The organism is Caulobacter vibrioides OR37, from assembly GCF_000372645.1.
GTDB classification, from domain to species: Bacteria; Pseudomonadota; Alphaproteobacteria; order Caulobacterales; family Caulobacteraceae; genus Caulobacter; species Caulobacter vibrioides_E.
Map to the genome: position 1 here is coordinate 22,422 of NZ_APMP01000030.1, position 22,547 is coordinate 44,968.

Consider the following 22,547-nt stretch of genomic DNA (forward strand, 5'->3'; position numbering starts at 1 on the left):
AAGGGGAGGACCCCTTTCTGCTGCCGAAGACCATGGCCGACACCGAAACCCTCGACGATCTCGTCCGCCGCGTCGACCCGGACCGCTGGCTGGCCAGCCGGTTCATCGGCGACGCGGCCGCGCGGGCAGACGTCGTCGCGCTCTACGGTCTCAACTATGAGCTGGCGCGGGTGGCGGGCGGCGTCTCCAACGCCCTGATGGGCGAGATTCGCCTGACCTGGTGGCGCGAGGCGATGGAAGAGATCGCCGCCGGCAAGACGCCGCGCAAGCACCCCAATGTCGAGGCCCTGGCCGCCGCGCGCTTCGACCCCAACGCCCTGGCCCTCCTGGCCGAGGCGCGCCTGGCCGATCTCGACGAGGGGCCGTTGAGGGACGAGGCCGCCGTGCTGGCCTATGTCGACGCCACGGCTGGGGCCCTGGCGGTGCTGGCGGCGCGGCGGCTGGACGCCGGTGCCGATCCGCACGCGGTCAAGGGCGCGGCGCGGGCCTGGGGCCTCTCGGGCCTCTGGCGGCTGAAGCAGTCGGGGCGCTCGCGCCTGCCGGAAGCCTGGACGCGGGCCGACCTGGCCCAAAAGGTCGAGGACCAGCTGAAAGCGGCGCGAGGCGAGGTGAGGGGGCTGCCCGTGGCGGCCTTCCCGGCCGTCGCCCCGGCGGCCCTGGCGCGGGCCTATATGGCCGGGCGCGAGATGGGCGACCTGGAGAAGAAGGCGCGGCTGACCTTCGCCACCGCGACGGGGCGGCTGTAGCGCCCCCTCCGTCTCGTCGCGTATTCGCGCCGATCCACCTCCCCCGCGAGCGGGGGAGGAGACGGGTCTTGCTCCTCCCCCGTGAAGCGACGGAGGGGGGCCGAGGCCGGCGATCACTTCCCCGGCCGGTTATTGCCCGTCCACTGGTCCAGCCAGTCCAGCACTTCCTTGTGCCACTGCACCGAGTTCTGGGCCTTCAGGACCCAGTGGTTCTCGTTGGGGAAGTACAGCAGCTTGCTGGGGATCCCCTTGCGCTGCAGGGCCGTGAACGCGCCGATGCCCTGTTCCAGCGGGATGCGATAGTCGAGCTGGCCCTGAATGATCAGGTGCGGCTTGGACCAATCGGCGATGTGGTTGACCGGGTTGAACTTTTCGTAGGTCGTATTCGGCTGCCAGGGCGATCCGCCGTTTTCCCACTCGCTGAACCAAAGTTCCTCGGTCGAGTAGCCCATCATCCGGGTGTCGAAGACGCCGTCGTGGGTGACCAGGCACTTCCAGGGCTGGTTCCAGTTGCCGGCGATCCAGTTGATCATGTAGCCGCCGTAGGAGGCGCCCAGGGCGCAGGCGCGGTCGGCGTCAAGGAACGAATATTTCGCCAGAGCGGCGCTCCAGCCCTTTTGCAGGTCTTCCAGCGGGCGGTCGCCCCAGTGCTGGCTGATCGCGTCAGTGAAGGCCTGGCCGTAGCCGGTCGAGCCGTGGAAATCGACCATCACCACGGCGTAGCCGGCGTTGGCGTAGATTTCCGGGTTCCAGCGGTACGACCAACTGTTGCTGAACGAGCCTTGCGGGCCGCCGTGGATCAGGAAGGCGACCGGATACTTCTTGGCCGGGTCGAAGTTGGCGGGCTTGACGACGAAGCCATGCACGGTCTCGTCGTTCCAGCCCTTGAAGCTGAACTGCTCGGGCTCGCCCCAGGCGACGTCCTTCAGCGCCTGTTCGGAGACGCTGGCGATCTTCGCCGTCGGACCCTTGGCCGGCAGGAAGAACAGCTCCGAGGGGCTCTTCAGCGAGTCCGACGCGTAGACGATGCCGTTGGGACCGACGTCGAAGGCGGTGACATGGCCCTCGCCGGTCAGGGCGGTGACCTTGCCGGTTTTAACGTCGATGGCGAACAGCTTGCCCTGGCCGACGTCCAGCGCGGTGGCGTAGATCGTCTTGCCATCGCGGCTCCAGGCGATGGCGTCGGGCGAGCGGTCCCAGGTCGGGGCCAGTTCGCGATCCTGCTTGGTCGTCCGGTCACGAATGATGATCGCGAAGCGGTCGGCCTCGAAGCCCGGCCGCTTCATGGCCCGGTAGGCGGCGAACTTGCCGTCGGGCGAGATGACCGGAACCGTGTCCCAGGCCTTGTTGGCCTCGGTGCGGTTGCGCGGGCGCTCCGATCCGTCGAGCTTCACGGCCCAGAAGTCGTAGTTGGTGGTCCAGGCCTCGTCCTTGCCGGCGACCTTGGCGGTGAACACGACCATGTCGTTTTCCGGCGTGATGGCGAAGTCCGCGTCGTCGCCATAGGGCTTGGTCGGGGTGTCGCCGTCGAAGCCCTTCATCAGGTCGATCGGCTGGCCGGTCGCCACGCCATTGGCGTCCAGGCCATAGGCGAACAGGTGGTTCTTCGTGCCGTCGTTCCAGGTGTCCCAATGACGGATGAACAGGCGGTCGAACACGACGCCGGTGGCCTTGGTCGCCTTCTTGGCGTCCAGCCGCGCCTGGGTGCAGGCCAGGTCCGGGCAATCGGGGAAGACCGCCATGCCGACCACGATCGTCTTGCCGTCCGACGACACCTTGAAGGCCTGGACGTCGAACGGGGTCGAGGTGACGCGGGTGGCGGTCTCGCCGTTGATGTCGGTCCGGAACACCTGGTCGGTCCCGCCCTCGCGACCCGAAACGAAATAGATCGCCTTGCCGTCGGCGCTCCAACGGCCGCTCGAGGCGCCGCCGTCCGAGATCTTCAGCCGACGCGGGGGCGCCTTGGCCTTCAGGTCGGCGATCCACAGCGACATCGCGGCCTTGTTGGCCGGATAGTCCAGGGTCCGCACCGAATAGAGCACGTAGCGGCCGTCGGGGGAGACGCGCGGATCGCTCAGCCGGTCGAGGCTCGCCATGTCCTTCGGGGTGAAGACATGTGGCTTTTGCGTGGCCTGGGCGTGGACTCCGGAGGCGGCGAGCGTCAGGGCGAGCGCCGAGGCGGCGAGGCGCAATGTCTTGATCATGAAACCCAAGGTCCTGGAAACGGTTATTCCCGAATGGCGGCGAAGCCTAGCGCCGCTTTTCGCCCGCGCCTAGGGGAGGCGGGCAAGGGATTCCCGGGCGCGGATCGTCGAACGGCGATCCGTTTGCGAAGCCGTGTTGATGTGACAAAAACGAAATAAAGTCAGTCGCTTAGGGCGTAACAATCGGAAACAGGACTTGCTTTGCCGCGACGCAGCATCGCGCCTAGATGCTAGGTCGGGGCGATAGGGTGACCGCAGAGTCATCCGTCCAACGATAAGGGTCTCTGGTGTCGGCTTCGGGTTATTTTCAGCACACGGTCGCGGGACCGGTGATCTTCGCCGGGATCGGCCTGCACACCGGCGAACATGTTCGCGTCGTGGTGCGCCCCTCCGCCGCGGACGCCGGGATCGTCTTCGTGCGGACCGATGTGCAAGACCGTGACAACCGCGTGCCCGTCTCCGCGGAGGCGGTCTGCCAGACTCAGCTGGGCACGGTGATCGGCAACGCCGCCGGCGTGCGCGTCTCGACCATCGAGCACCTGATGGCGGCCCTGGCGGCCCTGTCCATCGACAATGGCGTCGTCGAGCTGGACGGCCCGGAAGTGCCGATCATGGACGGCTCGTCCGAGCCGTTCGTCCAGATCCTGGACCGCGCTGGCCGCCGCAAGCAGGAGGCCGTGCGCCAGTACATCGAGATCCTGGCCCCGATCACGGTGGAGGAGGGCGACAAGCGCGCCAGCCTGCTGCCGTCCGACCGTTTCGAGGTCGCTTTCGAGATCGCGTTCGATTCTAAAGCCATCGGCCGTCAGGCCGTCGACCTGGCGATCGACGAGGATTCGTTCCGCGCCGAACTGTCGGCCTGCCGCACCTTCGGCTTTCTGCGCGAGGTCGAGGCCCTGCGCGCCATCGGCCTGGCCCGGGGCGGTTCGATGGAAAACGCCGTGGTCATCGACGGCGATCGGGTTCTGAACCCGGAAGGCCTGCGCCGTCCGGACGAGTTCGTTCGCCACAAGGCGCTGGACGCCGTCGGCGATCTCTATGTGCTGGGCAAGCCGATCCTCGGCCGCTTCGAAGGCGTTCTGGCCGGTCACGGCCTCAATAACGCCGTGGTTCGGGCGTTGCTGTCCCAGCCGCGCGCCTGGCGCCTGCGCGCCCTCGCGCCGGCCCTGGCCCAAGCGGTCTGATAGCGTCTCCGGGAGTCGGGGCTCGGCGTTCGCATTTGCGCCTTCGACGGCGTGGTGTAGAAGCCTTGCACGGCGCAGGGGCGCGCGTTTGGTTCGAGGGTGAGAGACTCCGTGCTTCGTAATTTCCAGGGACGTCCGGCCGTCGTGATCGCCGCCGTGCTCGTGGCCGTGTCGGTGGCGGGCTGCGCGGGCAAGTCCAAGAAGCCGACCCTCGCCTACGAAGAGCGTCCCGTCGAACTGCTGTACGCCACCGGCGCCGACCGTCTGGACCGCGGCAACTGGAACGAGGCCGTCGACTATTTCCGCGAGGTCGAGCGCCAACACCCCTATTCGGAGTGGTCGCGCCGTTCGATCCTGATGACCGGCTACGCCCACTACATGGGCAATAACTACACCGACGCGATCGGCGACGCCGACCGGTTCATCTCGCTGTATCCGGGCAATCCGTCGGCCAGCTACGCCTACTATCTGAAGGCCATCTGCTATTTCGAGCAGATCGTCGACGTGAACCGCGACCAGGCCGCCACCGAGCAGGCCCTGGCGGCGCTGCGCGATGTGGTCGTGCGCTATCCGAACACGGAATACGCCACCGACGCCCGCCTGAAGATCGACATGGTCAACGACCAGTTGGCCGGCAAGGAAATGGCCATCGGCCGCTACTATCTGCGCAGCGGCAACACCCTGGCCGCCATCGGTCGCTTCAAGACCGTGATCGAGAAGCACCAGACCACGTCGCACACGCCCGAGGCGCTGTATCGCCTGGTCGAGGCCTATCTGACGATCGGCCTGACCGACGAGGCCAAGCGAAACGGCGCGGTGCTGGGCTACAACTTCCCCGGCGATCGTTGGTACGCCGACGCCTACAAACTGTTGAACGACAACGGCTTGCGCCCGGCGGTCGAGCCGCTCAAGGCCGGCGCCAAGCGCAACGCTCTGGAGCGCCTCCTGTCGCACGACAAGCAGACGACCCTGCCGCCTCCTGGGACCAAGAAGGACAAGAAGGGCGGCCTGATGGGCGTCCTGGGCATGTAGTTTGGACGGGTGGAACGGGTTTGTGCTCGTTCCGTTCTTCCAGGCTATTTCAAAAACCCTGATTCCCGGCGATCCTGCGCGCCATGCTGATCGGCCTTTCCATCCGTGACGTCGTGCTCATCGAGAGCCTGGACCTCGCCATCGGCGAGGGCCTGACCGCGCTGACCGGCGAGACCGGGGCCGGCAAGTCCATCATCCTGGACGCCCTGGGTCTGGCGACGGGCGCGCGCGCCGACGCCGGGCTGGTGCGCCGGGGCGCGACCGGCCAGGCCTCGGCGACGGCGATCTTCGCGCTTCCCGTCGACCATCCGGCCTTCGCCTATCTGGACGACAAGGGCCTGGACTATGCCCGCGACGAGGACCTCGTTCTTCGCCGCCAGCTGTCGCCCGACGGTCGCAGCCGGGCGTTCGTCAACGACCAGGCCACCAGCGTCGGGGTGCTGAAGGATCTGGGCGCGCTGCTGTTGGAGGTTCACGGTCAGCACGAGACCGTCGGCCTGCTGGATCCCAAGACGCACCGGAGCCTGCTGGACGCGTTCGGCGGCGTCAGCGTTGGCGCCGTGGCTTCGGCCTGGAGCGCCTGGCGCGCCGCCCGCGAGAAGGCCGAGGGCCTGCGCGATCTGGCCGGCCGCGCGGCCGCCGAGACCGAGGAACTCACCCTGCGGCTCTCGGAGCTGGATCGCCTGGATCCCCGCGAAGGCGAGGAAGCGACGCTCGCCGAGGAGCGAGCGCTGCTCAGCTCGGCCGAGAAGGCGATGATCGACATCGCCGCCGCGCAGGACGCGCTGGGCGGTGACAGCTTCACCGGCAAGCTCGCCCAGGCCTATCGCGCGCTGGAACGCGCGCGGGACCGGGCCTTGCAGGCGGGCGCGCCGGCCGACGGCTCGGCCATGACGCGCCTTTCGGCGGCCTGCGAGGCGGTCGACCGCGCGCTGGTCGAGGCTCAGGAAGCCAGCGCCGCGATCGATTCGGCGGCGGAGACCTTCGAATTCGAGCCGGACCGTCTGGAAAAGGCCGAGGAACGCCTGTTCGCCCTGCGCGGCATGGCCCGCAAGCTCAACGTGCTGGTCGAGGACCTGCCGGCCAAGCGGGCCGAGTTCGCCGCGCGGCTGCAGGCCATCGAGACCTCCGAGGACTCGCTGCGCGCCGCCGACAAGGAGGCCGCCGAGGCGCGCGAGGCCTATCTGTTCGCGGCGGAGGCGCTGTCCAGCGAGCGCCGCGCCGCCGGCGACGCCCTGGCCAAGGCCGTCGAGGCCGAACTGGCCCCGCTGAAGCTGGAAAAGGCCCGATTCCGCGTCGCGCTGGAGCCGCTGGGCGAGGAGCGCGCGGGGCCGACGGGCCTGGACCGCGTCGCTTTCGAGATCTCGACCAATCCCGGCGCGCCCTTCGGGCCGATGGAGGCCATCGCCTCGGGCGGCGAGCTGGCGCGCTTCGCCCTGGCGCTGAAGGCGGCTTTGGCCGGACGCGGCGGCGGTCCCCAGCCGCTGATGATCTTCGACGAGGTGGACCAGGGCGTCGGCGGGGCCGTGGCCGACGCGGTCGGCCTGCGGCTCAAGCGATTGGCCCAAAACGCGCAGGTGCTGGTGGTGACCCACTCGGCCCAGGTCGCCGCGCGCGGCGACGCCCATTGGCGGATCTCCAAGTCCGGCGACGACACCGCGACCCGCACCAAGGTCGAGCCCCTCGGCCCCGCCGAGCGCGAGGAGGAGATCGCCCGGATGCTGTCCGGCGCCGAGGTCACGGAAGCGGCGAGGGCGGCCGCCCGGGCTTTGATGGCCTGAAAGCCTGTAAAGCCGCCGTCGCAAGGGCCGCGCCGCGTTGCTAACCTGCGCCCCACGTCCCGCATCCGGATTCGCCGCCCGTGTCTCAGATCGCCGTCGCCGACCTCACCGAAGCCCAGGCCGCCGAGGAGCTGGAGCGCCTTGCCGATGATCTGGCCGCCCACGATCTGGCCTATCACCAGCACGACGCGCCGATCATCAGCGACGCCGAGTACGACGCCCTCAAGCGCCGGAACCTCGATATCGAGAGCCGTTTTCCGCACCTGGTGCGCGAAAACTCCCCGTCCATGCGGGTCGGCGCGGCGCGGGCCGAGCAGTTCGCGCCGGTCGAGCATGGCGTGCCGATGCTCAGCCTGGACAACGCCTTTTCCAACGACGAGGCGATCGAGTTCGACGCCCGGGTCCGCCGCTTCCTGCGGCTGACGCCCTCCGACACCGTGGCCTACACGGCCGAGCCCAAGATCGACGGCCTGTCGGCCTCGCTGCGCTATGAAAAGGGCGTGCTGGTCCAGGGCGCGACGCGCGGCGATGGCCGGGTGGGCGAGGACGTCACGGCCAACCTGCGGACCATCGCCGACATCCCGCATCGCCTGAAGGGCTCGGGCTGGCCCGACGTGATCGAGGTGCGCGGCGAGGTCTATGTCGAGCTGGCCGCCTTCGCCGCCTTCAATCAGGCCGCCGAGGACGCCGGCCAGCGCACCTACGCCAATCCCCGCAACTTCGCCGCCGGCTCTTTGCGCCAGATCGATCCGAAAATCAGCGCTCAGCGGCCGCTGCGTTTCTTCGGCTATGCCTGGGGCCTGATCTCCGAACCGTTCGCCGAGACGCAGTGGGGCGCGCTGGAAAAGCTCTCCGAATGGGGCTTCGTCACCACGGCCCCGCCGGCCAAGCGGGTCGAGAACGCCCAGGGGCTGCTTGACGTCTACGCCCAGTTCGAAACCCTGCGGCCCACGCTGGGCTTCGACATCGACGGCGTCGTCTACAAGGTCGACGAGCTGGAGCTGCAGCGGCGGCTGGGCTTCGTCTCGCGCTCGCCGCGCTGGGCCATCGCCCGCAAGTTCCCGGCCCAGCGGGCCCGCACCCTGCTCGAGGCCATCGACCTGCAGGTCGGCCGCACCGGCGCGATCACCCCGGTTGCCCGGTTGAAGCCGGTGACGGTCGGCGGCGTCTCGGTGACCAACGCCACCCTGCACAACGCCGACGAGATCGCGCGGCTGGACGCCCGGATCGGCGACACGGTGGTGATCCAGCGGGCCGGCGACGTGATCCCGCAGATCATCGAGGTGGCCCTGGACGCGCGCCCCGATCCCGCGCCGGCGCCCTACGAATTCCCCCACGTGTGTCCGTGTCCGCTCCAGACGCCGCTGGCCCGCGAGGTCACGGCCTCGGGCCAGGAGTCCGTGGTGCGCCGCTGCACCGGCGAATTCGCCTGTCCGTTCCAGCGGGTCGAACACCTGCGCCATTTCGTGTCCCGCCGCGCCTTCGACATCGAGGGCCTGGGCGAGAAGCAGCTTCAGGCCTTTTTCGACGAGGGCTGGATCACCGAGCCGGCCGACATCTTCAAGCTGGCCAGGGACGAGGAAAAGCTGGCGGCCCTGCGCGACCGCGACGGCTATGGGGAGACATCGGTCAACAATCTGGTGAAGGGCATCGAGGCGCGTCGCGTGATCGGCATGGACCGGATGATCTACGGTCTAGGCGCGCGCGACATCGGCGAGACGACCTCGACCGTGTTGGCGCGCAATTTCGACCGCTTCGAGGATCTGCGCGCCGCCGCCGAGGTCGCCGCCAAGGGCCTGCCGGGCGAGACCTATCTGGAGCTATCCACCGCCCCGGGCGTCGGCCCCAAGGCGCTGGATCTGCTGATCGAGGCGGGGAAGGGCGGTCCTCTGGCCGATCCTTGGCCGCAGACCGACGATCTGGAGATCAAGATCGGCCACGCCGTGCCCAAGCTGACCAAGCCGGCCCGAGCGGCCCTGGCCCAGCGCTTCGGAAGCTGGACGGCCTTCGCCGAGGGGTTGGCCGCGGCCGCGTCCGGCGCGCCGGGCGAGGACTATCTGCACCTGGCCGCGATCGACGGCGTCGGCCCGGTGGCGGCCCAATCCCTGGCCCGGTTCTTCGCCGAGGCGCACAATCGCGCCAAGGTCGCCAATCTGGTCGCCGAGCTGGATATCCAGCCCGTGGCCAAGCCCAAGACCGACACGGCCGTGGCCGGCAAGACCATCGTCTTCACCGGCTCGCTGGAGAAGATGACGCGCGACGAGGCCAAGGCTCAGGCCGAAAGCCTGGGCGCCAAGGTCGCTTCGTCGGTGTCCAAGAAGACCGACCTCGTCGTGGCCGGTCCGGGCGCGGGCTCCAAACTGAAGACCGCGACCGAGCTGGGCGTTCAGGTGATGACCGAGGACGAGTGGCTGGCCATGGTCGGGCGCTGACGGGAACCGATCGAAAGTTCGTCCCTTTTCGAATTCCCGCCTCGTTTTCGTGTGAAGGCTTGCCGTGAGGGACGAGATCGCGCAACGAGCGTTCGAACGCGCATTTGAAGCGTGACCACAGGGAGTTCTGGATGTTCCGCACCACCATGATCGCCGTCGCCGCCCTCTGCGCGTTGGCGACCCCGGTCTTCGCCGCCGACGCTACCGGCCTTTGGCAGACGCCGACCAACGGCGGTCAGGTCGAGATTTCCCACTGCGGCAATCGCCTGTGCGGCAAGCTGGTGACCTCCGACCACATCAAGGCCGATCCGACGGTCAAGGACGAGCACAACCGGGACCAGACCCAACGCGGTCGCACGCTGAAGAACCTGCAGATGCTGTACGACTTCACCGGGGGTCCGACCAAGTGGACCGGCGGCAAGGTCTATAATCCCGACGACGGCGGCACCTATTCGGGCACGATCGAGCTGATCAGCGACAACCAGCTGAAGCTGAAGGGCTGCATCGTCGCGCCGTTCTGCAAGACGCAGGTGTGGAACCGCGTGAAATAGACCTCTTCACGCGCCGCCGGCCGGGGCTGGCGGCGCGATCCGGCGCGCGGTTTCGGCGATCTCGGTCAGGATGTCCGCGCCTCGGCTCAGCTGGGCGAGGTTGCGCCGCGAGATCGCCGCGATCACCGCTTCGCCGCGCGGACGCAGGGTCAGCGCCACGCGCCGGCGGTCCGTCTCGAACGGGCGGCGCGAGACCAGGTCGCGCTCGACCAGCCGTTCCACGAGACCGACCGCGCTGTGGTTCTTGATCAGCAGGCTGTCGGCCAGCTCCCCGACCGACATTGGTTCGGGTCCCGGATGACACCGGATCGCCAGCAGCGCCTGATGCTGCTGCGTCGTCAGGCCATGCGCGCGCGCGCCGGCCTCGCTGAACGCCAGAAATTCGCGAACCGCCCGCCGGAAGGCGCCCAGGGCCTGATAGTCCGCCTCGCGCAGCGGCGTTGCGTCTTCCGTCGCGATGTTTGGCTGGGCTTGGGGCAAGGGGCTCTCGGCTCAAGGAGTTTCAATCGCCAGCGGCCTTTCGGGCCCCTGATGCGTTGACGCCGCTAAACGTCCGCGTTAGCAGAAATATCGCATCACGATGTATTTGCAAGGCGATCGTTTCCCATGGCCCTATCCCCGCTCGAAGCCTTGGCTCGCCAGAGGAAGCTCGTCCGGTTACGGGCCCGCCGCTCGTTGCGAACCGGGGCGGTGATAGCCGCCGCCGTGGCGGCGGGCGCGGCGGCGGTCGGCTTCGCGCGGCTGTGCGACGAGGCCATGGCGCTGCATCAGTCGTGGATCGAGGGGCGCGCCTGGCTGGGGCCGATCCTGCTGGTCGTCGGGATGCCGCTGTGCGTCTGGCTCATGCGGCGCCTGGCCCCGGCCTCGGCCGGCAGCGGCATTCCCCAGGTGATCGCGGCCGGTGACATCGGCCGGGGCCGCGACGCGTTCGGGGTCAAGGTCCACGACGACCGCGTCTCGATGAAGACGGCCGGGGTCAAGGTGGCGCTGGCGGCTCTGCTGCTGGTCTGCGGCGGCTCGATCGGCCGCGAGGGGCCGACGGTGCAGGTGGTCTCGGCGATCATGGTGTTCCTGACCGGCTGGCTGCGGGGCGGGCCCGATCGCCGGACCCTGCTGATCGCTGGCGGCGCGGCCGGCGTGTCGGCGGCCTTCAACACCCCGATCGCCGGCATCGTCTTCGCGGTCGAGGAGCTGGCGCGCGGCTTCGACAAGCGGGCCAACACCGTGGTGATCCTGGCGGTGGTTTCGGCCGGCGTGGCGGCCTATGCGATCGGCGGGGACTACGCCTATTTCGGCGACATGTCGGGCTCGGCCGGCTGGAACGCCTGGATCAGCGCGCCGATCCTGGGCGCGATCTCGGGCTTCGCGGGCGGTCTCTTCTCCCGCGCCCTGGCGGCGGTGCTGGTGGGCGACAATCCGGTTCGGCGCTGGCGCGGCAAGCGGCCGGTGGCGTTCGCGGCGCTGTGCGGCCTGGCGGCGGCCGGGGCGGCGGCGCTCAGCCACGGCGCGACCTATGGCGCGGGCTACGCCCAGGCGCGGGCGCTGCTGTATGGCCACTTCGGCTCAGGCTTCGCCTTGGCGGTGGGCAAGTGGACGGCCACGCTGGCGGCGGCGGCCAGCGGCGCGCCGGGCGGGATCTTCGCCCCGTCCCTGGCGGTGGGCTCGGGGATCGGTGCTCTCTTCTCGCACATCGCGCCGTGGTCCAGCGGACGGGACGCGGTCACCCTGGGGATGGCCGGATACCTGACCGGCGTCGTCCAGGCGCCGCTGACCAGCGCGGTGATCCTGATGGAGATGACCCGCGATCCGGCCCTGGTCGGGCCGTTGCTGACCTGCGCCCTGGTGGCGCGGCGGTGCTCGGAAGCGGTCTCGCCGACGCCGCTCTATCACGCCCTGGCGCGGGCCTGGACCCGCCCGCGCCGTCGGGCCGACGATCAAGTCGCTTAAAGCGGCGCGCAGGCCGCTTCCAGCCAGGCGCGGACTTCGGGCTCCACGCGGGGGCCGATCTCGCGCAGGACGCGGGCGTGGTAGGCGTCGAACTGCGCGATCTCCCCGGCGGTCAGCAGCGCCTTGTCGATCAGGCGGCGGTCGATCGGCGCCAGGGTCAGGGCCTCGAAGCGGTGCATCGGCCGATCGCCCCCGGGGATCGGCTCGGCGGGCATGACGACTTCCAGGTTCTCGATGCGAATCCCGTATTCGCCGTCCTTGTAGTAGCCGGGCTCGTTCGAGACGATCATGCCCGGCTGCAGGGGAATGGTGTTCGGCGCCTTGGAGATCCGCTGCGGCCCCTCGTGGACGCCCAGATAGACGCCGACGCCATGGCCGGTGCCGTGGTCATAGTCCAGCCCATGCGCCCACAGGGCCGCCCGGGCGAAGGCGTCGATCGCCGAACCCGTCGTCCCAGCCGGGAAGCGCAGGCGTGCGATCGCCAAGTGGCCTTTCAGCACCAGCGTATTGCGCTGGACCATCTCCGCGCTCGGTTCGCCGATCGCCACGGTGCGGGTGACGTCGGTCGTGCCGTCCAGATATTGGCCGCCGCTGTCGACCAGCAGCAGCGATCCCAATTTGGCGCGTTCGTTGCTGCGCTCCGTCGGGTGGTAGTGGGGCAGGGCGCCGTGGCCGTTCGCCGCGCCGATGGTGTCGAAGCTCAGATCCTTGAGCACGCCGGTGGCTTCGCGGAAGGCTTCCAGCTTGGCGACCGCCTCCTTCTCATCGGGCGGATTGACCTGGCCCTCGGTGGCTAGCCAGTGCAGGAACCGCGTCAGGGCCGCGCCGTCGCGGCGGTGGGCCTCGCGCGTACCCTCCAGCTCGACCGCGTTCTTGCAGGCGCGGGGCAGGGCGCAGGGATCCATGGCGCGCACGACCTTGGCGCCGGCGGCGGCCAGTTGGTCGAAGTACCAGGCCGAGGACTGGGCCGGGTCGACGACCACGGCCTTGCCCGACAGGTCGCCCAGGGCCTCCTCCAGCCTGTCCGGGGTCTCCAGCGAGACTTCGTTGCCCAGCCAGGCCGGCAGGTCGGGCGTGACCTTGGCCGGGGCGACGAACAGGCGCGCCGAGCCGTCGGCGTTGATGATGGCCTGCGACAGCGGCAGGGGCGTGCGGATGACGTCGCCGCCTCGGATATTGAACAGCCAGGCGATCGAGGCGGGCGCGGTGATCACGGCGGCCTCCGCGCCGAGGGCCGCGACGGCCTGGCCGATGCGCGCGCGCTTGGCGCTGGAGGGCTCGCCGGCGTACTCGACCGGCTGGGGCGTGATCGGCGCCATGGGCTGGGCCGGGCGGTCCGCGCCCCAGGCCTGGTCCAGCGGATTAACGGCGACGGGCTTCAGCGTCGCGCCGGCCTTGGCGGCGGCGGCCTTCAGGCCGTCCAGGGCGGCGGGGCTGTGCAGGCGGGCGTCGTAGCCGATCACCGCGCCCTTCTCGACCGTCTCCAGATAGGCGGGTACGCCGCCCTCGACGAGGTCGCGGATCTCGAACACGCCTTGGTCGACCTGCTCGCGCACCTGCAGGGTGTAGCGGCCGTCGACGAACACGGCGGCGCGGTCCTTCAGGATCACGCCCGCGCCGGCCGAGCCGGTGAAGCCGCTGGCCCAGGCCAGGCGGTCGTTGGCGGCGGGCAGGTATTCGTTCTGGTGCTCGTCCTCGTGCGGTACGAGGAAGCCGTCCAGCCCCTGGGCCATCATGGCCTGGCGGATCAGCGGGACGTGCTTGGGGCCGAAGGAGGGATCGGTGGATTCGTCGAAGGTCTGGCGCATGGGAGAGGATTTAGGCCTGGGCGCTTTTCCTGGAAAGACCGACTATTTCCCCGCGCCAGCGAAATAGCCGATCACCATGGCGAGTTCATCGACGGATGTACTGCTCGTCCGGCTGCAAGCCGAGGCAATGCTGCATATCAGACTCAAATTTCGCTCGAATGGCGGACCGGGGAAGATTCTTCAGATCGAGCTTGAGGGTGTGGCGAGGATAGCTTTTCGCGTAGGCGTGGATGGCTGTCACTATCGCCCAATTCATCTTGCGCAGGACAAACTCATTTGAATGTCCCGCGAGGGCCTCGTCGATTTATTCGGACAAATCCGTCAACTGCCGGACGATCATTCGGCCTCTGGGCAAACGCCGGATGCCGAATGAAACGCGGGCCGGCCAATACGCAAGCGTCTCGGCCAGGATTTGCTCGAAATCCTTCAATCTACGGCCGCGTCAGCACCAGCGTCGCCCAGGCGTCGCGATGGATGCGGCTTTTCACCTTGAAGCCGCGCGACAGGTAGGCGGCCTTGACCATGCGTTCCTGGGTGCGGAGCAGGCCCGACAGGATGACCGTGCCGCCCGGAACCAGGGCGCGCTTGATGTCCTGGGCTAGACTGATCAGCGGGCGGGCCAGGATATTGGCGAAGACTAGGTCGTAGGGCGCGTTGCGGGCGACCAGAATGTTCGACAGGCCCGAGGCGTGGACGAAGCGGGCGTTGGCCTTGTTGACCTTCGCGTTCTCCTTGGAGATCCGCACGCTGGGCTTGTCGATGTCGGTGCCGACGGCCAGCTTCGCGCCCGTGCGGGCGGCGGCGATGGCCAGCAGGCCCGTGCCGGCCCCGACGTCCAGCACCTTGTCGAACCTGCGCGCCTTGATCAGGCGGTCATAGGCCTGCAGGCAGCCGACGGTGGTGCCGTGGTGGCCGGTGCCGAACGCCGCGCCAGCCTCGATGCGCAGGTTGACGGTGCTGGCCGGGGTGCGGCCGCGATCGTGCATCCCGTAGACGAAGAAACGGCCGGCGCGCACCGGCGGCAGGCCCGACAGCGCCATGGCCAGCCAGTCGGCGTCGGCCAGGGTGTCGCGCGTGACCTTCAGGTCATAGTCGGCGAGCAGGGCCATCAGCCCTTCGTCTTCTTCCTCGGTCGTCGGGAAGGCGTCGATGCGCCAGATGTTCTTGTCCTCGTCCTCTTCCAGGATCGAGTAGGTCGCGCCTTCCAGGCCCGGATGGTTGTCGATGGCGTCGGCGGCGGTCTCGGCGTCGAGACGCGCGCCACGGGCGACGATCTGCTGCGGCGTATAGTCGGTCATGCCGCTCCGTTAGCGGCAAAGGGGCGAAAAAGCGAGCGCTTCAGCGCGTCGTCATGCCGGTGGCGGCCGCGTCGGCCATCGTCAGCGCCGTCACCCCCGGCTTGCGATCCTCGGGCAGGGAGACGTTCAGGATGTCGCCGTCCCGCGAGGCCGCGCTATAGCTGTCCGGATCGGGCGGCGGCGTCGCCGGACCATGGCGGCCCGGCGTGTAGGGCGGCATATCGGGCGCCGGGGGGAGGACGTCGCTCGGCGCATAGGCGACCATCTGGACTGGCGGCGCGCGCGTGGCCTGAATGAAGTCGGTCCCGACCACATAGTCCGGCGTGTTACCGGCGGGCCAGGCGGTCGGCTCGGCCACGGCCTCGAGCTGGGGCCGAGCGGGTTCCATCTGCGGCGTGAAGCCGGTGTCCTGGGGGCCGGTCCGCAACACGAACCCAGCCAGCAAGCCGACCAGCGCGCAGATCGGCGCGCCACAGGCGACGGGAGGGCTGAGGGCGAAGGTCCTCAGGCGATCGAGGGTCGGGTCCAGACGTTCCATTTCGCTAGAGCGCGTGAAACGGCGGATGGTTCTGGCCTCCGTGTCCTGGCTGTGGTCAACCACGGCATGGCCGACACCAAGACACCGCTGCTTCGAGAGCGCAAAGCCGACGAACATGCCCGCGTAACCTATGCGGAACTGTTCTTCGACCTGGTGTTCGTGTTCGCGGTCACCCAACTCTCGCACGCGGTGCTGCGCCATCCCGACGGCCCCGGTCTGGTCCATGCGACCCTGCTGCTGCTGGCGGTTTGGTGGTCATGGATCTATACCGCCTGGGCGACCAACTGGCTGGATCCGGAACGCGGGCCGGTCAGATTGATGTTGTTCGCGATGATGGCCGCGGCCCTGGTGCTGGCGGCCGCCATCCCGGACGCCTTCGGAGAGCGAGGGCTGGCCTTCGCGGCCGGGCATGTCATCATGCAGGTCGGGCGCACGGCCTTTTTCTTGTGGAGCGCCTGGCGCGCGCCTCAGCATCGCGCCAATTTCGCGCGCATCCTCTGCTGGCTGACTTTCGCCGCCGTCTTTTGGATCGCCGGGGGCTTCGTCCGGGGGGAAGCGCGACTGGCGATCTGGGGTCTGGCCTTGGGGATCGAGTATCTCTCGCCGGCCGTCGGCTTCTGGACGCCCGGTCTTGGCCGCACCAAGAGCGAGGAGTGGAAGGTCGAGGGCGGCCACATGGCCGAGCGCTGCGCCCTGTTCACGATCATCGCCCTGGGCGAGTCGATCATTGTCAGCGGCAGCACCGTGATGGGAATGCCCTGGGATCCCCCCGTCATGGCGGCGTTCGCCAGCGCCTTCATATGCAGTCTGGCGATGTGGTGGATTTACTTTTCCTCGACCGCGGAGGCCGCCAGCAAGGCCATCGAGGAGGCGAGGGATCCCGGCGCTATCGCGCGCGTGGCCTACACCTACGCCCACATCCTGCCCGTGGCGGGCATCATCGTGGCGGCGGTCGGCGACGAGTGGGTCATCCACCATCCGCTGGGCTCCGCCGACGTCAAGGTCGTGGCCGCGGTGATCGGCGGCCCGGCGCTGTTCCTATTCGGGACTTTGGTCTTCAAGCTGGCGGTGTTCCGGAGGGGATCGCCGACCCGCCTCATGGGGCTGGTCATGTTGGCCGCCATGGTTCCCGTGGCGGGACTGGTAAGCCCGCTGACACTTTCGATCCTGACGAACCTTGTTCTCGTGCTGGTCGGCGGCGGCGAGACGTGGCTGATCGCGCGGAGGAGGACATGAGCGACGCGGGCGGCGACATCGGCCCGAGCGGCCGGCGGATCGCCGTGCTCGGCAATTCGGGCTCTGGCAAGTCGACCCTGGCCCGGGCCTTGGCCGCCCGCCTGGATATCCCGCATGTCGAGCTCGACGCTCTGAACTGGCAAGCCGATTGGCGGGGGCTCAGCACGGACGCGCCCGAGGAATGGGCTCGCGTCGTCGGCGAGGCCATAGCCGGCGAGACCTGGGTCACCGACGGCAACTATTCCAAGGGCGCGCTGCCCCAGATCTTGCCCCGCGCCACCGACATCATATGGCTGGACTATTCCCGCGCCGTGATCATGGGCCGCGTGCTGCGACGCTCCCTGCTGCGGGCGTGGTCCGGACGCGAGCTCTGGCCCGGCACGGGCAACCGCGAGGACTTCCGACGCTGGCTGCGCAAGGACCACCCGATCCGCTGGACCTGGGACACGCACCTGTCCGCCAACGCCAAGCGAGAGGGCTATTGGGCCGATCCGGCGCTGGCGGGGGCCCGGAAACACCGGTTCAAGACGCCGGCGCGGACGCGGCGGTGGCTGGAGGCGATCCCACCCACGCCGCGCGCTCCCGACTGACCCGCGCCGAAGGGCGTCGCCCGCGCGTCCTCAGGCCTTTTCGACGAAGCTGTCGATGACCTTCTTCTCGCCCGCCTTGTCGAAGGCGACGGTCAGCTTGTTGCCCTCGATCCCCGTCACCCTGCCGTAGCCGAACTTGACGTGGAACACCCGGTCGCCGCGCGAATAGGCGCTGTTGCTGGGGGCGGAGACCGCGACCAAGCGGCCTTCGCCCTCGATCGGGGCGGAGCGGGCCGAAGAGCCGGAGCGGACGCCGGCCGCGCCGCGCCAGGCCGCGCCGCGCTCGCCAAAGCCGGCCGTGCGCTCCTGGGCCCGTTTCCAGCCCGGGCTGTCATAGCTGCTGCCGGCCTGGAAGGCGGACGTGCCGGGATCGTCCCAGCGCGAGGCCGCCGTCGACTGCATACCCGGACCGCCGCCGTAATAGCCGGTCTCCGACGCCGCATCGACGTGGGCGATCGGCAGTTCGTCGACGAAGCGACTGGGCAGCTGCGACGTCCAGCGACCATAGACCTGACGGTTGGCCACGAAGCTGATCCGCGCCTCCTCGCGGGCGCGGGTGATGCCGACATAGGCCAGGCGCCGCTCTTCCTCGAGGCCCTTCTCGCCCTTGTCGTCCATGCTGCGCTGACTGGGGAACACGCCTTCCTCCCAGCCGGGCAGGAAGACCAGCGGGAACTCCAGGCCCTTGGCCGAGTGCAGGGTCATGATCCAGACCGCGTCGCCGGTGGCCTCGCGGTCCAGGTCCATGACCAGCGACACGTGCTCCAGATAGGCTTCCAGCGTGTCGAACGCCCCCATGGACTGGACCAGTTCCTTCAGGTTCTCCAACCGCGTCTGGCTGGTCGGGCCCTTGTCGAGGCGCAGGGCGTCGGTATAGCCGCTCTCTTCCAGCACGGTCTCCAAGAGGCGCTGGTGGTGAAGGGTTCCGACGAGCGAGCGCCAGCGGTCGAGGTCGCGGATGAAGTTGCTGAGCGCCGTGCGGGTGCGGGCCGGCAGGTCGTCGCCGCCGATGATCACGCGGGCGGCCTCTACGGTCGAAATCCCCTCCAGCCGGGCGATCTGCAGCAGCTTCTGCACCGAGGTGTCGCCGATGCCGCGCTTGGGCGTGTTGACGATCCGCTCGAAGGCCAGATCGTCGTCGGGCGACTGGATCAGGCGCAGATAGGCGTGGGCGTCGCGGATCTCGGCCCGCTCGAAGAAGCGCGGGCCGCCGACCACCTTGTAGGGGATCTGCAGCATCACGAAGCGCTCTTCAAAGGCGCGCATCTGGAAGCTGGCGCGGACCAGGATGGCCATCTGGCTGTACTTGCGGCCGGCCTTCTTGGCGCGCTCGATCTCGTCGGCGATCAGGCGGCTCTCGGCTTCGCCGTCCCAGACGCCGCTGACCTTGACCTTCTCGCCGCCCTTGGCCGGGGTCCACAGGGTCTTGCCCAGGCGCCCCTTGTTGGCGGTGATCAGGCCCGAGGCGGCGGCCAGGATGTGCTCGGTCGAACGGTAGTTGCATTCCAGGCGCACGACCTTGGCGCCCGGGAAGTCGCGCTCGAAGCGCAGGATGTTGTCGACCTCGGCCCCGCGCCAGCCGTAGATCGACTGGTCGTCGTCGCCGACGCAGCAAACGTTCTGGCGGCCCTGGGCCAAGAGGCGCAGCCACAGGTACTGGGCGACGTTGGTGTCCTGGTATTCGTCGACCATCACGTATTTGAAGCGGCGCTGGAAGTCGTCCAGCACGTCCGGATGGCCGGTGAACAGGCTGATGTTGTGCAGCAGAAGGTCGCCGAAGTCGCAGGCGTTCAGGATTCGCAGGCGCTCCTGGTACTGGCGATACAGGGTGATCCCCTTGCCGCCCGCGAACTCGCCGGCCTCGCTGGTCGGCACGCGGTCGGGCGTCCAGCCTCGGTTCTTCCAGCCGTCGATGATCTGCGACAGGATCCGGGGCGTCCACCGCTTGGCGTCGATGTTCTCGGCCTCGATCAGCTGTTTCAGCAGCCGTTCCTGATCGTCGGTGTCGATGATCGTGTAGTTCGACTTCAGCCCGATCAGCTCGGCGTGGCGGCGCAGGATCTGGGCGGCCACCGAGTGGAAGGTGCCCAGCCAGCGAAGACCCTCGGCCTCCGGGCCGATGATGTGGGTGATCCGCTCGCGCATCTCGCGCGCGGCCTTGTTGGTGAAGGTGACGGCCAGCAGCTCCCACGGGCGGGCGCGGCCGGTGGCCAGAATATGGGCCAGGCGGGTGGTCAGGACGCGAGTCTTGCCGGTGCCGGCGCCGGCCAGGGCCAGCAGGGGCCCCTCGGTCGTTTCGACCGCTTCGCGCTGCTCGGGATTCAGGCCGTCCAGATAGTCGGGCGGGGACGCGCTCGTCGGCGGGCGGGCGCGGGCGAGGTCCGAAATGCGCGGGGAGGGCAGGTCGCCCGGGAACCCTTGCGAGGATTCCGGCGAGTCGTCGTCAGGAAACATGGAACATATGTAGCACAAACCGCGCGGGGCTTAAGTCCCTTCGCGGGTCCGCGCGCCCGCCCCCGCGGCGGCGAGGGGAGGAACCTCCCGGCTCGCCTATCGTTGTTCCGCCAGAAACAACCTCAATGAATAGGGAGCCCCAGATGGCCGGGGAAACCAGCGGCGGCGGCAACAGCGGCTTGGCCTTCATCGTGGGGGGGCTGGTGGTCCTGGTGGCCGTGCTCGCCTTCTCTATGTTCAACGGCGGCTTCAGCCACAGAAAGCAGGTCGACGTGAACATCTCGGCCTCGGCGCAGAAGCTGCCCGACGCGCCCAAGCCGGCGGGGTAAGGTCGTGAAGACCCTCGCGCGGGGCGGCCGCTCAACCCAGCGGCGTCCGCGCGGCGGGCTGATCTGGGGCTTGGCGCTGGTCGTCGCGTTGGCGATGGCGGTGTGGGGCGCCTGGCGCCTCGGCGTCATGTCCGGTGATCAGGCCGTTTGGCGCCAGGCCCTGCTCGCCGCGCCCCGGATCGCCCGACGCGCGCCCAATCCGCAACCGATCCCGCTCCCCACGCCACGGAAGCCGGGCGTAGAGCGGCGGTGATCGGCGCTAGGCTTACATCGCGTTCGGTGGGTTCTGGCCGCCCGCCCGCGACAGCGCGAACACCCGGCAGGCCGAGGCCAGAGGCCGCCCGCCGCGCGCGCTGTCGATCCGCTGGACCAAGGCGGCCAGGCTGAGCCCCTCGGCCGTCGCCGCGCCGTCCAGCACCGCCCAGAACTCGGGTTCCAGCGCCAGCGAGGTGGCGTGGCCGGCCAGGTTCACCGACCGCTTCTTCAATCCAGCCATCGAATGGGCCTCAGTCCTCGCGCTTGGCGCCGTCGAGGTCGCGTTTGAGTTTTTCGGCGCGCGCGGCGTCGAGGGTCTTCTCGCCCTTGGTGCGGCCGAACCGGACCCGGTTCTCGGCGGCGCGAGCCTTGTCGTCGGCCTTGGCCTTGGCCTTGCGCGCTTGGTTCAGATTGACGATGTCGGCCATTCTTCGTGGTCTTTCGGGCGCTTACGGGGTCTTCTTCCGGCTGGCCGGGCGGATGACCAGCGTTTCTTGCAGGCGCAGTGTCTGATCCTTCCTCAGCACCAGCGGAGCGCGGCCCGGGAAGACGCAGTTCTGCATCGAGCGCTCATTATAGAGCATCCAGCGCGTCACCGCCTGTCCGTTCGCCTTGCAGGCCAGGCCCACCGTCCAGGCGGGCGTATTCGAGCCGCCTCGCCAGGCAAAACCCATCGACGGACCAGCGTCCACGGCCGCGCCGCCCGGCGCGATCGGCTTGCCGCCGGAGGCGAAGGTCAGCTGCTCCGGCTCCACCAGCCGCATCGAGAAGCCGCCGAAGCCGCGATCGTCATCGCTGCCCCCCAGCCCCAGGGCGTCGACGCGGGACGTGATAATCGTGTCGAACTCGACGCGCCGCGACCCGGCGGTCAGCGGCCGCACGGTAATCCGGGTCGTCTCGCGGGCAACATAGACCAGTTCCGGACCCGAATTGACCATCCAGTCGACGTCGACCGTCAGGGTCCCGCCGCCCTGAGGGTCGCCGAGGAAACGCTTCTCGCGGACGAAGTAGGACAGACCCTTCATGTACCAGCCGTCGGCGACCGACTTGCCGTCGGTCTGAACCTTCATCCACGCCCACCAGATCCCGCGCTGATGGGGATGATCGCCGGGACCATCCTCGATTAGGGCGGTTCCGTCGGGGGCGTAGAGCGCGCCGACATAGTTGGCGCGGCCGGGCTGGGTCGCGGGATCCAAGGGCTTGGCGCGATAGACCAGCACCGTCTTACCAGCCTCGGTCAGGGTGACGGCGTCGTCGGCGAAGACGGCGTCGACCCGCTTGCCGATCGCCGGATCGGCCAGGGCCGGTCCGGCCATGACGAGCAGCAGGGCGGCGAGAAGAGCGCGAACGGACATGGGCGCCTCCGAACGGTGAGGAACGTATCAAGAACAATCTTCGCGGGCGTGGCAAGCGAAACTTGACCGCTGAGGCGGCGGTTTCATGTCCAGCCCGGGGCTTTGGCTTGACCCTCTCCGGGAAGCAGACGCTTATCCCGCCGCATCGCGGAGGGTTTCGATGTATAAGCTCTATGGTTCGCCCAGCACGGCCGGCACGGCTATCCACTGGATGCTGTTGGAACTGGACGTCCCGTTCGAGGCGGTCCTGCTGGATTTCGACAAGGGCGAGCACAAGACGCCGGACTATCTGGCGCTCAACCCGGACGGGGTGGTGCCGACCCTGATCGTCGACGGCGCTCCGGTGACCCAGATGGCCGGCATCGTGACGCTGCTGGCCGAGCGCCATCCCGAGGCGGGCCTCGCGCCGCCGGTCGGATCGTCGGAGCGCGCCCCCTATCTCAGCTGGAGCTTCTGGCTGGCCAACAGCTTCCAGCCGCACTTCCGCGCCTGGTTCTATCCGCACGAGCCGGCCGGCGGCGAGGCCGTGGACGCCGTGAAGGAAGCGGCCCGCGTCCGCATCGAGCAGGGGCTGGCGCGCCTGGACGCGCATCTGGCGGATCGCGACGTCATCGTCGGCGATCGCTTCTCGACGGTGGACCTGCTGGTGACGATCCTGTGCCGCTGGACGCGCAACATGCCCAAGCCGGCGACGGCGTGGCCGAACCTGAAGCGCTACCTAGACCGCATCCGCCAGCGGCCGGCGTTGCGCGAGGTCCATGCCCGCGAGGGCCTGACGGACTGGATCGACGGGTGATCTCCTTTCCC

At 68.9% G+C, this 22,547-nt stretch carries 21 protein-coding genes and 1 pseudogene; 13 read left to right on the forward strand and 9 right to left on the reverse strand.

Translation table 11 applies throughout. The features are described from left to right. Window positions 1-32: 32 nt before the first annotated feature. Together OR37_RS17615 and OR37_RS22445 are read left to right on the forward strand one after the other, a co-directional pair. Complete coding sequence (locus OR37_RS17615) at window positions 33-746, forward strand: squalene/phytoene synthase family protein (protein WP_004622956.1); 714 nt, start codon at window positions 33-35, stop codon at window positions 744-746. After that, window positions 745-854, forward strand: a pseudogene (locus tag OR37_RS22445) (hypothetical protein); the annotation flags it as partial. The gene OR37_RS17615 and the pseudogene OR37_RS22445, both read left to right, overlap by 2 nt. 5 nt (window positions 855-859) lie before the next feature. Here the strand turns inward: OR37_RS22445 and OR37_RS17620 are convergent. Further along, window positions 860-2,950, reverse strand: coding sequence for a S9 family peptidase (locus OR37_RS17620; protein ID WP_004622959.1), 2,091 nt, complete (start codon window positions 2,948-2,950; stop codon window positions 860-862). A gap of 287 nt (window positions 2,951-3,237) precedes the next feature. Between OR37_RS17620 and lpxC the strand changes: the two genes are divergently transcribed. From lpxC to OR37_RS17645, 5 genes are all read left to right on the forward strand, one after another. After that, complete coding sequence (gene lpxC, locus OR37_RS17625) at window positions 3,238-4,134, forward strand: UDP-3-O-acyl-N-acetylglucosamine deacetylase (RefSeq protein ID WP_004622962.1); 897 nt, start codon at window positions 3,238-3,240, stop codon at window positions 4,132-4,134. A gap of 99 nt (window positions 4,135-4,233) precedes the next feature. Further along, entirely contained in the window at window positions 4,234-5,166 is a 933-nt protein-coding gene (locus tag OR37_RS17630) for an outer membrane protein assembly factor BamD (RefSeq protein WP_081612986.1), read from the forward strand. A gap of 83 nt (window positions 5,167-5,249) precedes the next feature. Then, complete coding sequence (gene recN, locus OR37_RS17635; protein WP_004622965.1) at window positions 5,250-6,947, forward strand: DNA repair protein RecN; 1,698 nt, start codon at window positions 5,250-5,252, stop codon at window positions 6,945-6,947. Window positions 6,948-7,027: 80 nt separating this feature from the next. Further along, window positions 7,028-9,379, forward strand: coding sequence for an NAD-dependent DNA ligase LigA (gene ligA / locus OR37_RS17640; protein ID WP_004622966.1), 2,352 nt, complete (start codon window positions 7,028-7,030; stop codon window positions 9,377-9,379). Window positions 9,380-9,510: 131 nt separating this feature from the next. Beyond that, on the forward strand, window positions 9,511-9,930 hold the full coding sequence (locus OR37_RS17645; protein WP_004622968.1) for a DUF2147 domain-containing protein: 420 nt from the start codon (window positions 9,511-9,513) through the stop codon (window positions 9,928-9,930). Window positions 9,931-9,936: 6 nt separating this feature from the next. On the opposite strand, the gene OR37_RS17650 is transcribed toward OR37_RS17645, so the two are convergent. After that, window positions 9,937-10,410, reverse strand: a complete 474-nt coding sequence (locus OR37_RS17650) for a MarR family winged helix-turn-helix transcriptional regulator (protein WP_004622969.1) — start codon at window positions 10,408-10,410, stop codon at window positions 9,937-9,939. Between the two features lie 210 nt (window positions 10,411-10,620). On the opposite strand from OR37_RS17650, the gene OR37_RS17655 reads away from it, so the two are divergent. After that, a complete protein-coding gene (locus OR37_RS17655; protein ID WP_235046601.1) occupies window positions 10,621-11,877 on the forward strand; it encodes a chloride channel protein in 1,257 nt (418 codons plus the stop codon). Here the strand turns inward: OR37_RS17655 and OR37_RS17660 are convergent. The 3 genes from OR37_RS17660 to OR37_RS17670 form a co-directional block, all read right to left on the reverse strand. Beyond that, complete coding sequence (locus OR37_RS17660; RefSeq protein ID WP_004622971.1) at window positions 11,874-13,685, reverse strand: aminopeptidase P family protein; 1,812 nt, start codon at window positions 13,683-13,685, stop codon at window positions 11,874-11,876. The genes OR37_RS17655 and OR37_RS17660 overlap by 4 nt on opposite strands. A 431-nt stretch (window positions 13,686-14,116) precedes the next feature. After that, window positions 14,117-14,983, reverse strand: a complete 867-nt coding sequence (locus tag OR37_RS17665; protein WP_004622972.1) for a 50S ribosomal protein L11 methyltransferase — start codon at window positions 14,981-14,983, stop codon at window positions 14,117-14,119. Between the two features lie 40 nt (window positions 14,984-15,023). Further along, window positions 15,024-15,521 (reverse strand): hypothetical protein, encoded by a 498-nt coding sequence (locus OR37_RS17670; protein WP_004622973.1) that lies wholly within the window; start codon window positions 15,519-15,521, stop codon window positions 15,024-15,026. A 66-nt stretch (window positions 15,522-15,587) separates the two neighbouring features. Between OR37_RS17670 and OR37_RS17675 the strand changes: the two genes are divergently transcribed. Together OR37_RS17675 and OR37_RS17680 are read left to right on the forward strand one after the other, a co-directional pair. Further along, window positions 15,588-16,757, forward strand: a complete 1,170-nt coding sequence (locus OR37_RS17675; RefSeq protein WP_004622974.1) for a low temperature requirement protein A — start codon at window positions 15,588-15,590, stop codon at window positions 16,755-16,757. After that, entirely contained in the window at window positions 16,754-17,347 is a 594-nt protein-coding gene (locus OR37_RS17680; protein WP_004622975.1) for an ATP-binding cassette domain-containing protein, read from the forward strand. Before OR37_RS17675 ends, OR37_RS17680 begins: the two co-directional genes overlap by 4 nt. A 30-nt stretch (window positions 17,348-17,377) precedes the next feature. On the opposite strand, the gene OR37_RS17685 is transcribed toward OR37_RS17680, so the two are convergent. Then, window positions 17,378-19,801, reverse strand: coding sequence for an ATP-dependent helicase (locus tag OR37_RS17685; protein WP_004622977.1), 2,424 nt, complete (start codon window positions 19,799-19,801; stop codon window positions 17,378-17,380). A 143-nt stretch (window positions 19,802-19,944) separates the two neighbouring features. On the opposite strand from OR37_RS17685, the gene OR37_RS17690 reads away from it, so the two are divergent. Next, window positions 19,945-20,130 (forward strand): hypothetical protein, encoded by a 186-nt coding sequence (locus OR37_RS17690; RefSeq protein WP_004622978.1) that lies wholly within the window; start codon window positions 19,945-19,947, stop codon window positions 20,128-20,130. Between the two features lie 4 nt (window positions 20,131-20,134). Then, window positions 20,135-20,383 carry a hypothetical protein gene (locus OR37_RS17695; RefSeq protein ID WP_035017667.1) on the forward strand — a complete coding sequence of 83 codons (249 nt, stop codon included), beginning with the start codon at window positions 20,135-20,137 and terminating at the stop codon, window positions 20,381-20,383. A 12-nt stretch (window positions 20,384-20,395) separates the two neighbouring features. Here OR37_RS17695 and OR37_RS17700 read toward each other — a convergent pair whose 3' ends face one another. From OR37_RS17700 to OR37_RS17710, 3 genes are read right to left on the reverse strand one after another with little or no spacing between them, the layout of a single operon-like run. Next, complete coding sequence (locus OR37_RS17700; RefSeq protein ID WP_004622980.1) at window positions 20,396-20,626, reverse strand: ribbon-helix-helix domain-containing protein; 231 nt, start codon at window positions 20,624-20,626, stop codon at window positions 20,396-20,398. Window positions 20,627-20,636: 10 nt separating this feature from the next. Then, window positions 20,637-20,813, reverse strand: a complete 177-nt coding sequence (locus OR37_RS17705) for a DUF4169 family protein (RefSeq protein WP_004622982.1) — start codon at window positions 20,811-20,813, stop codon at window positions 20,637-20,639. 21 nt (window positions 20,814-20,834) lie between these two features. Further along, window positions 20,835-21,740, reverse strand: coding sequence for a DUF6807 family protein (locus OR37_RS17710; protein WP_004622983.1), 906 nt, complete (start codon window positions 21,738-21,740; stop codon window positions 20,835-20,837). Window positions 21,741-21,900: 160 nt separating this feature from the next. Between OR37_RS17710 and OR37_RS17715 the strand changes: the two genes are divergently transcribed. Beyond that, window positions 21,901-22,536 carry a glutathione S-transferase family protein gene (locus OR37_RS17715; RefSeq protein ID WP_004622985.1) on the forward strand — a complete coding sequence of 212 codons (636 nt, stop codon included), beginning with the start codon at window positions 21,901-21,903 and terminating at the stop codon, window positions 22,534-22,536. Window positions 22,537-22,547: the final 11 nt, after the last annotated feature.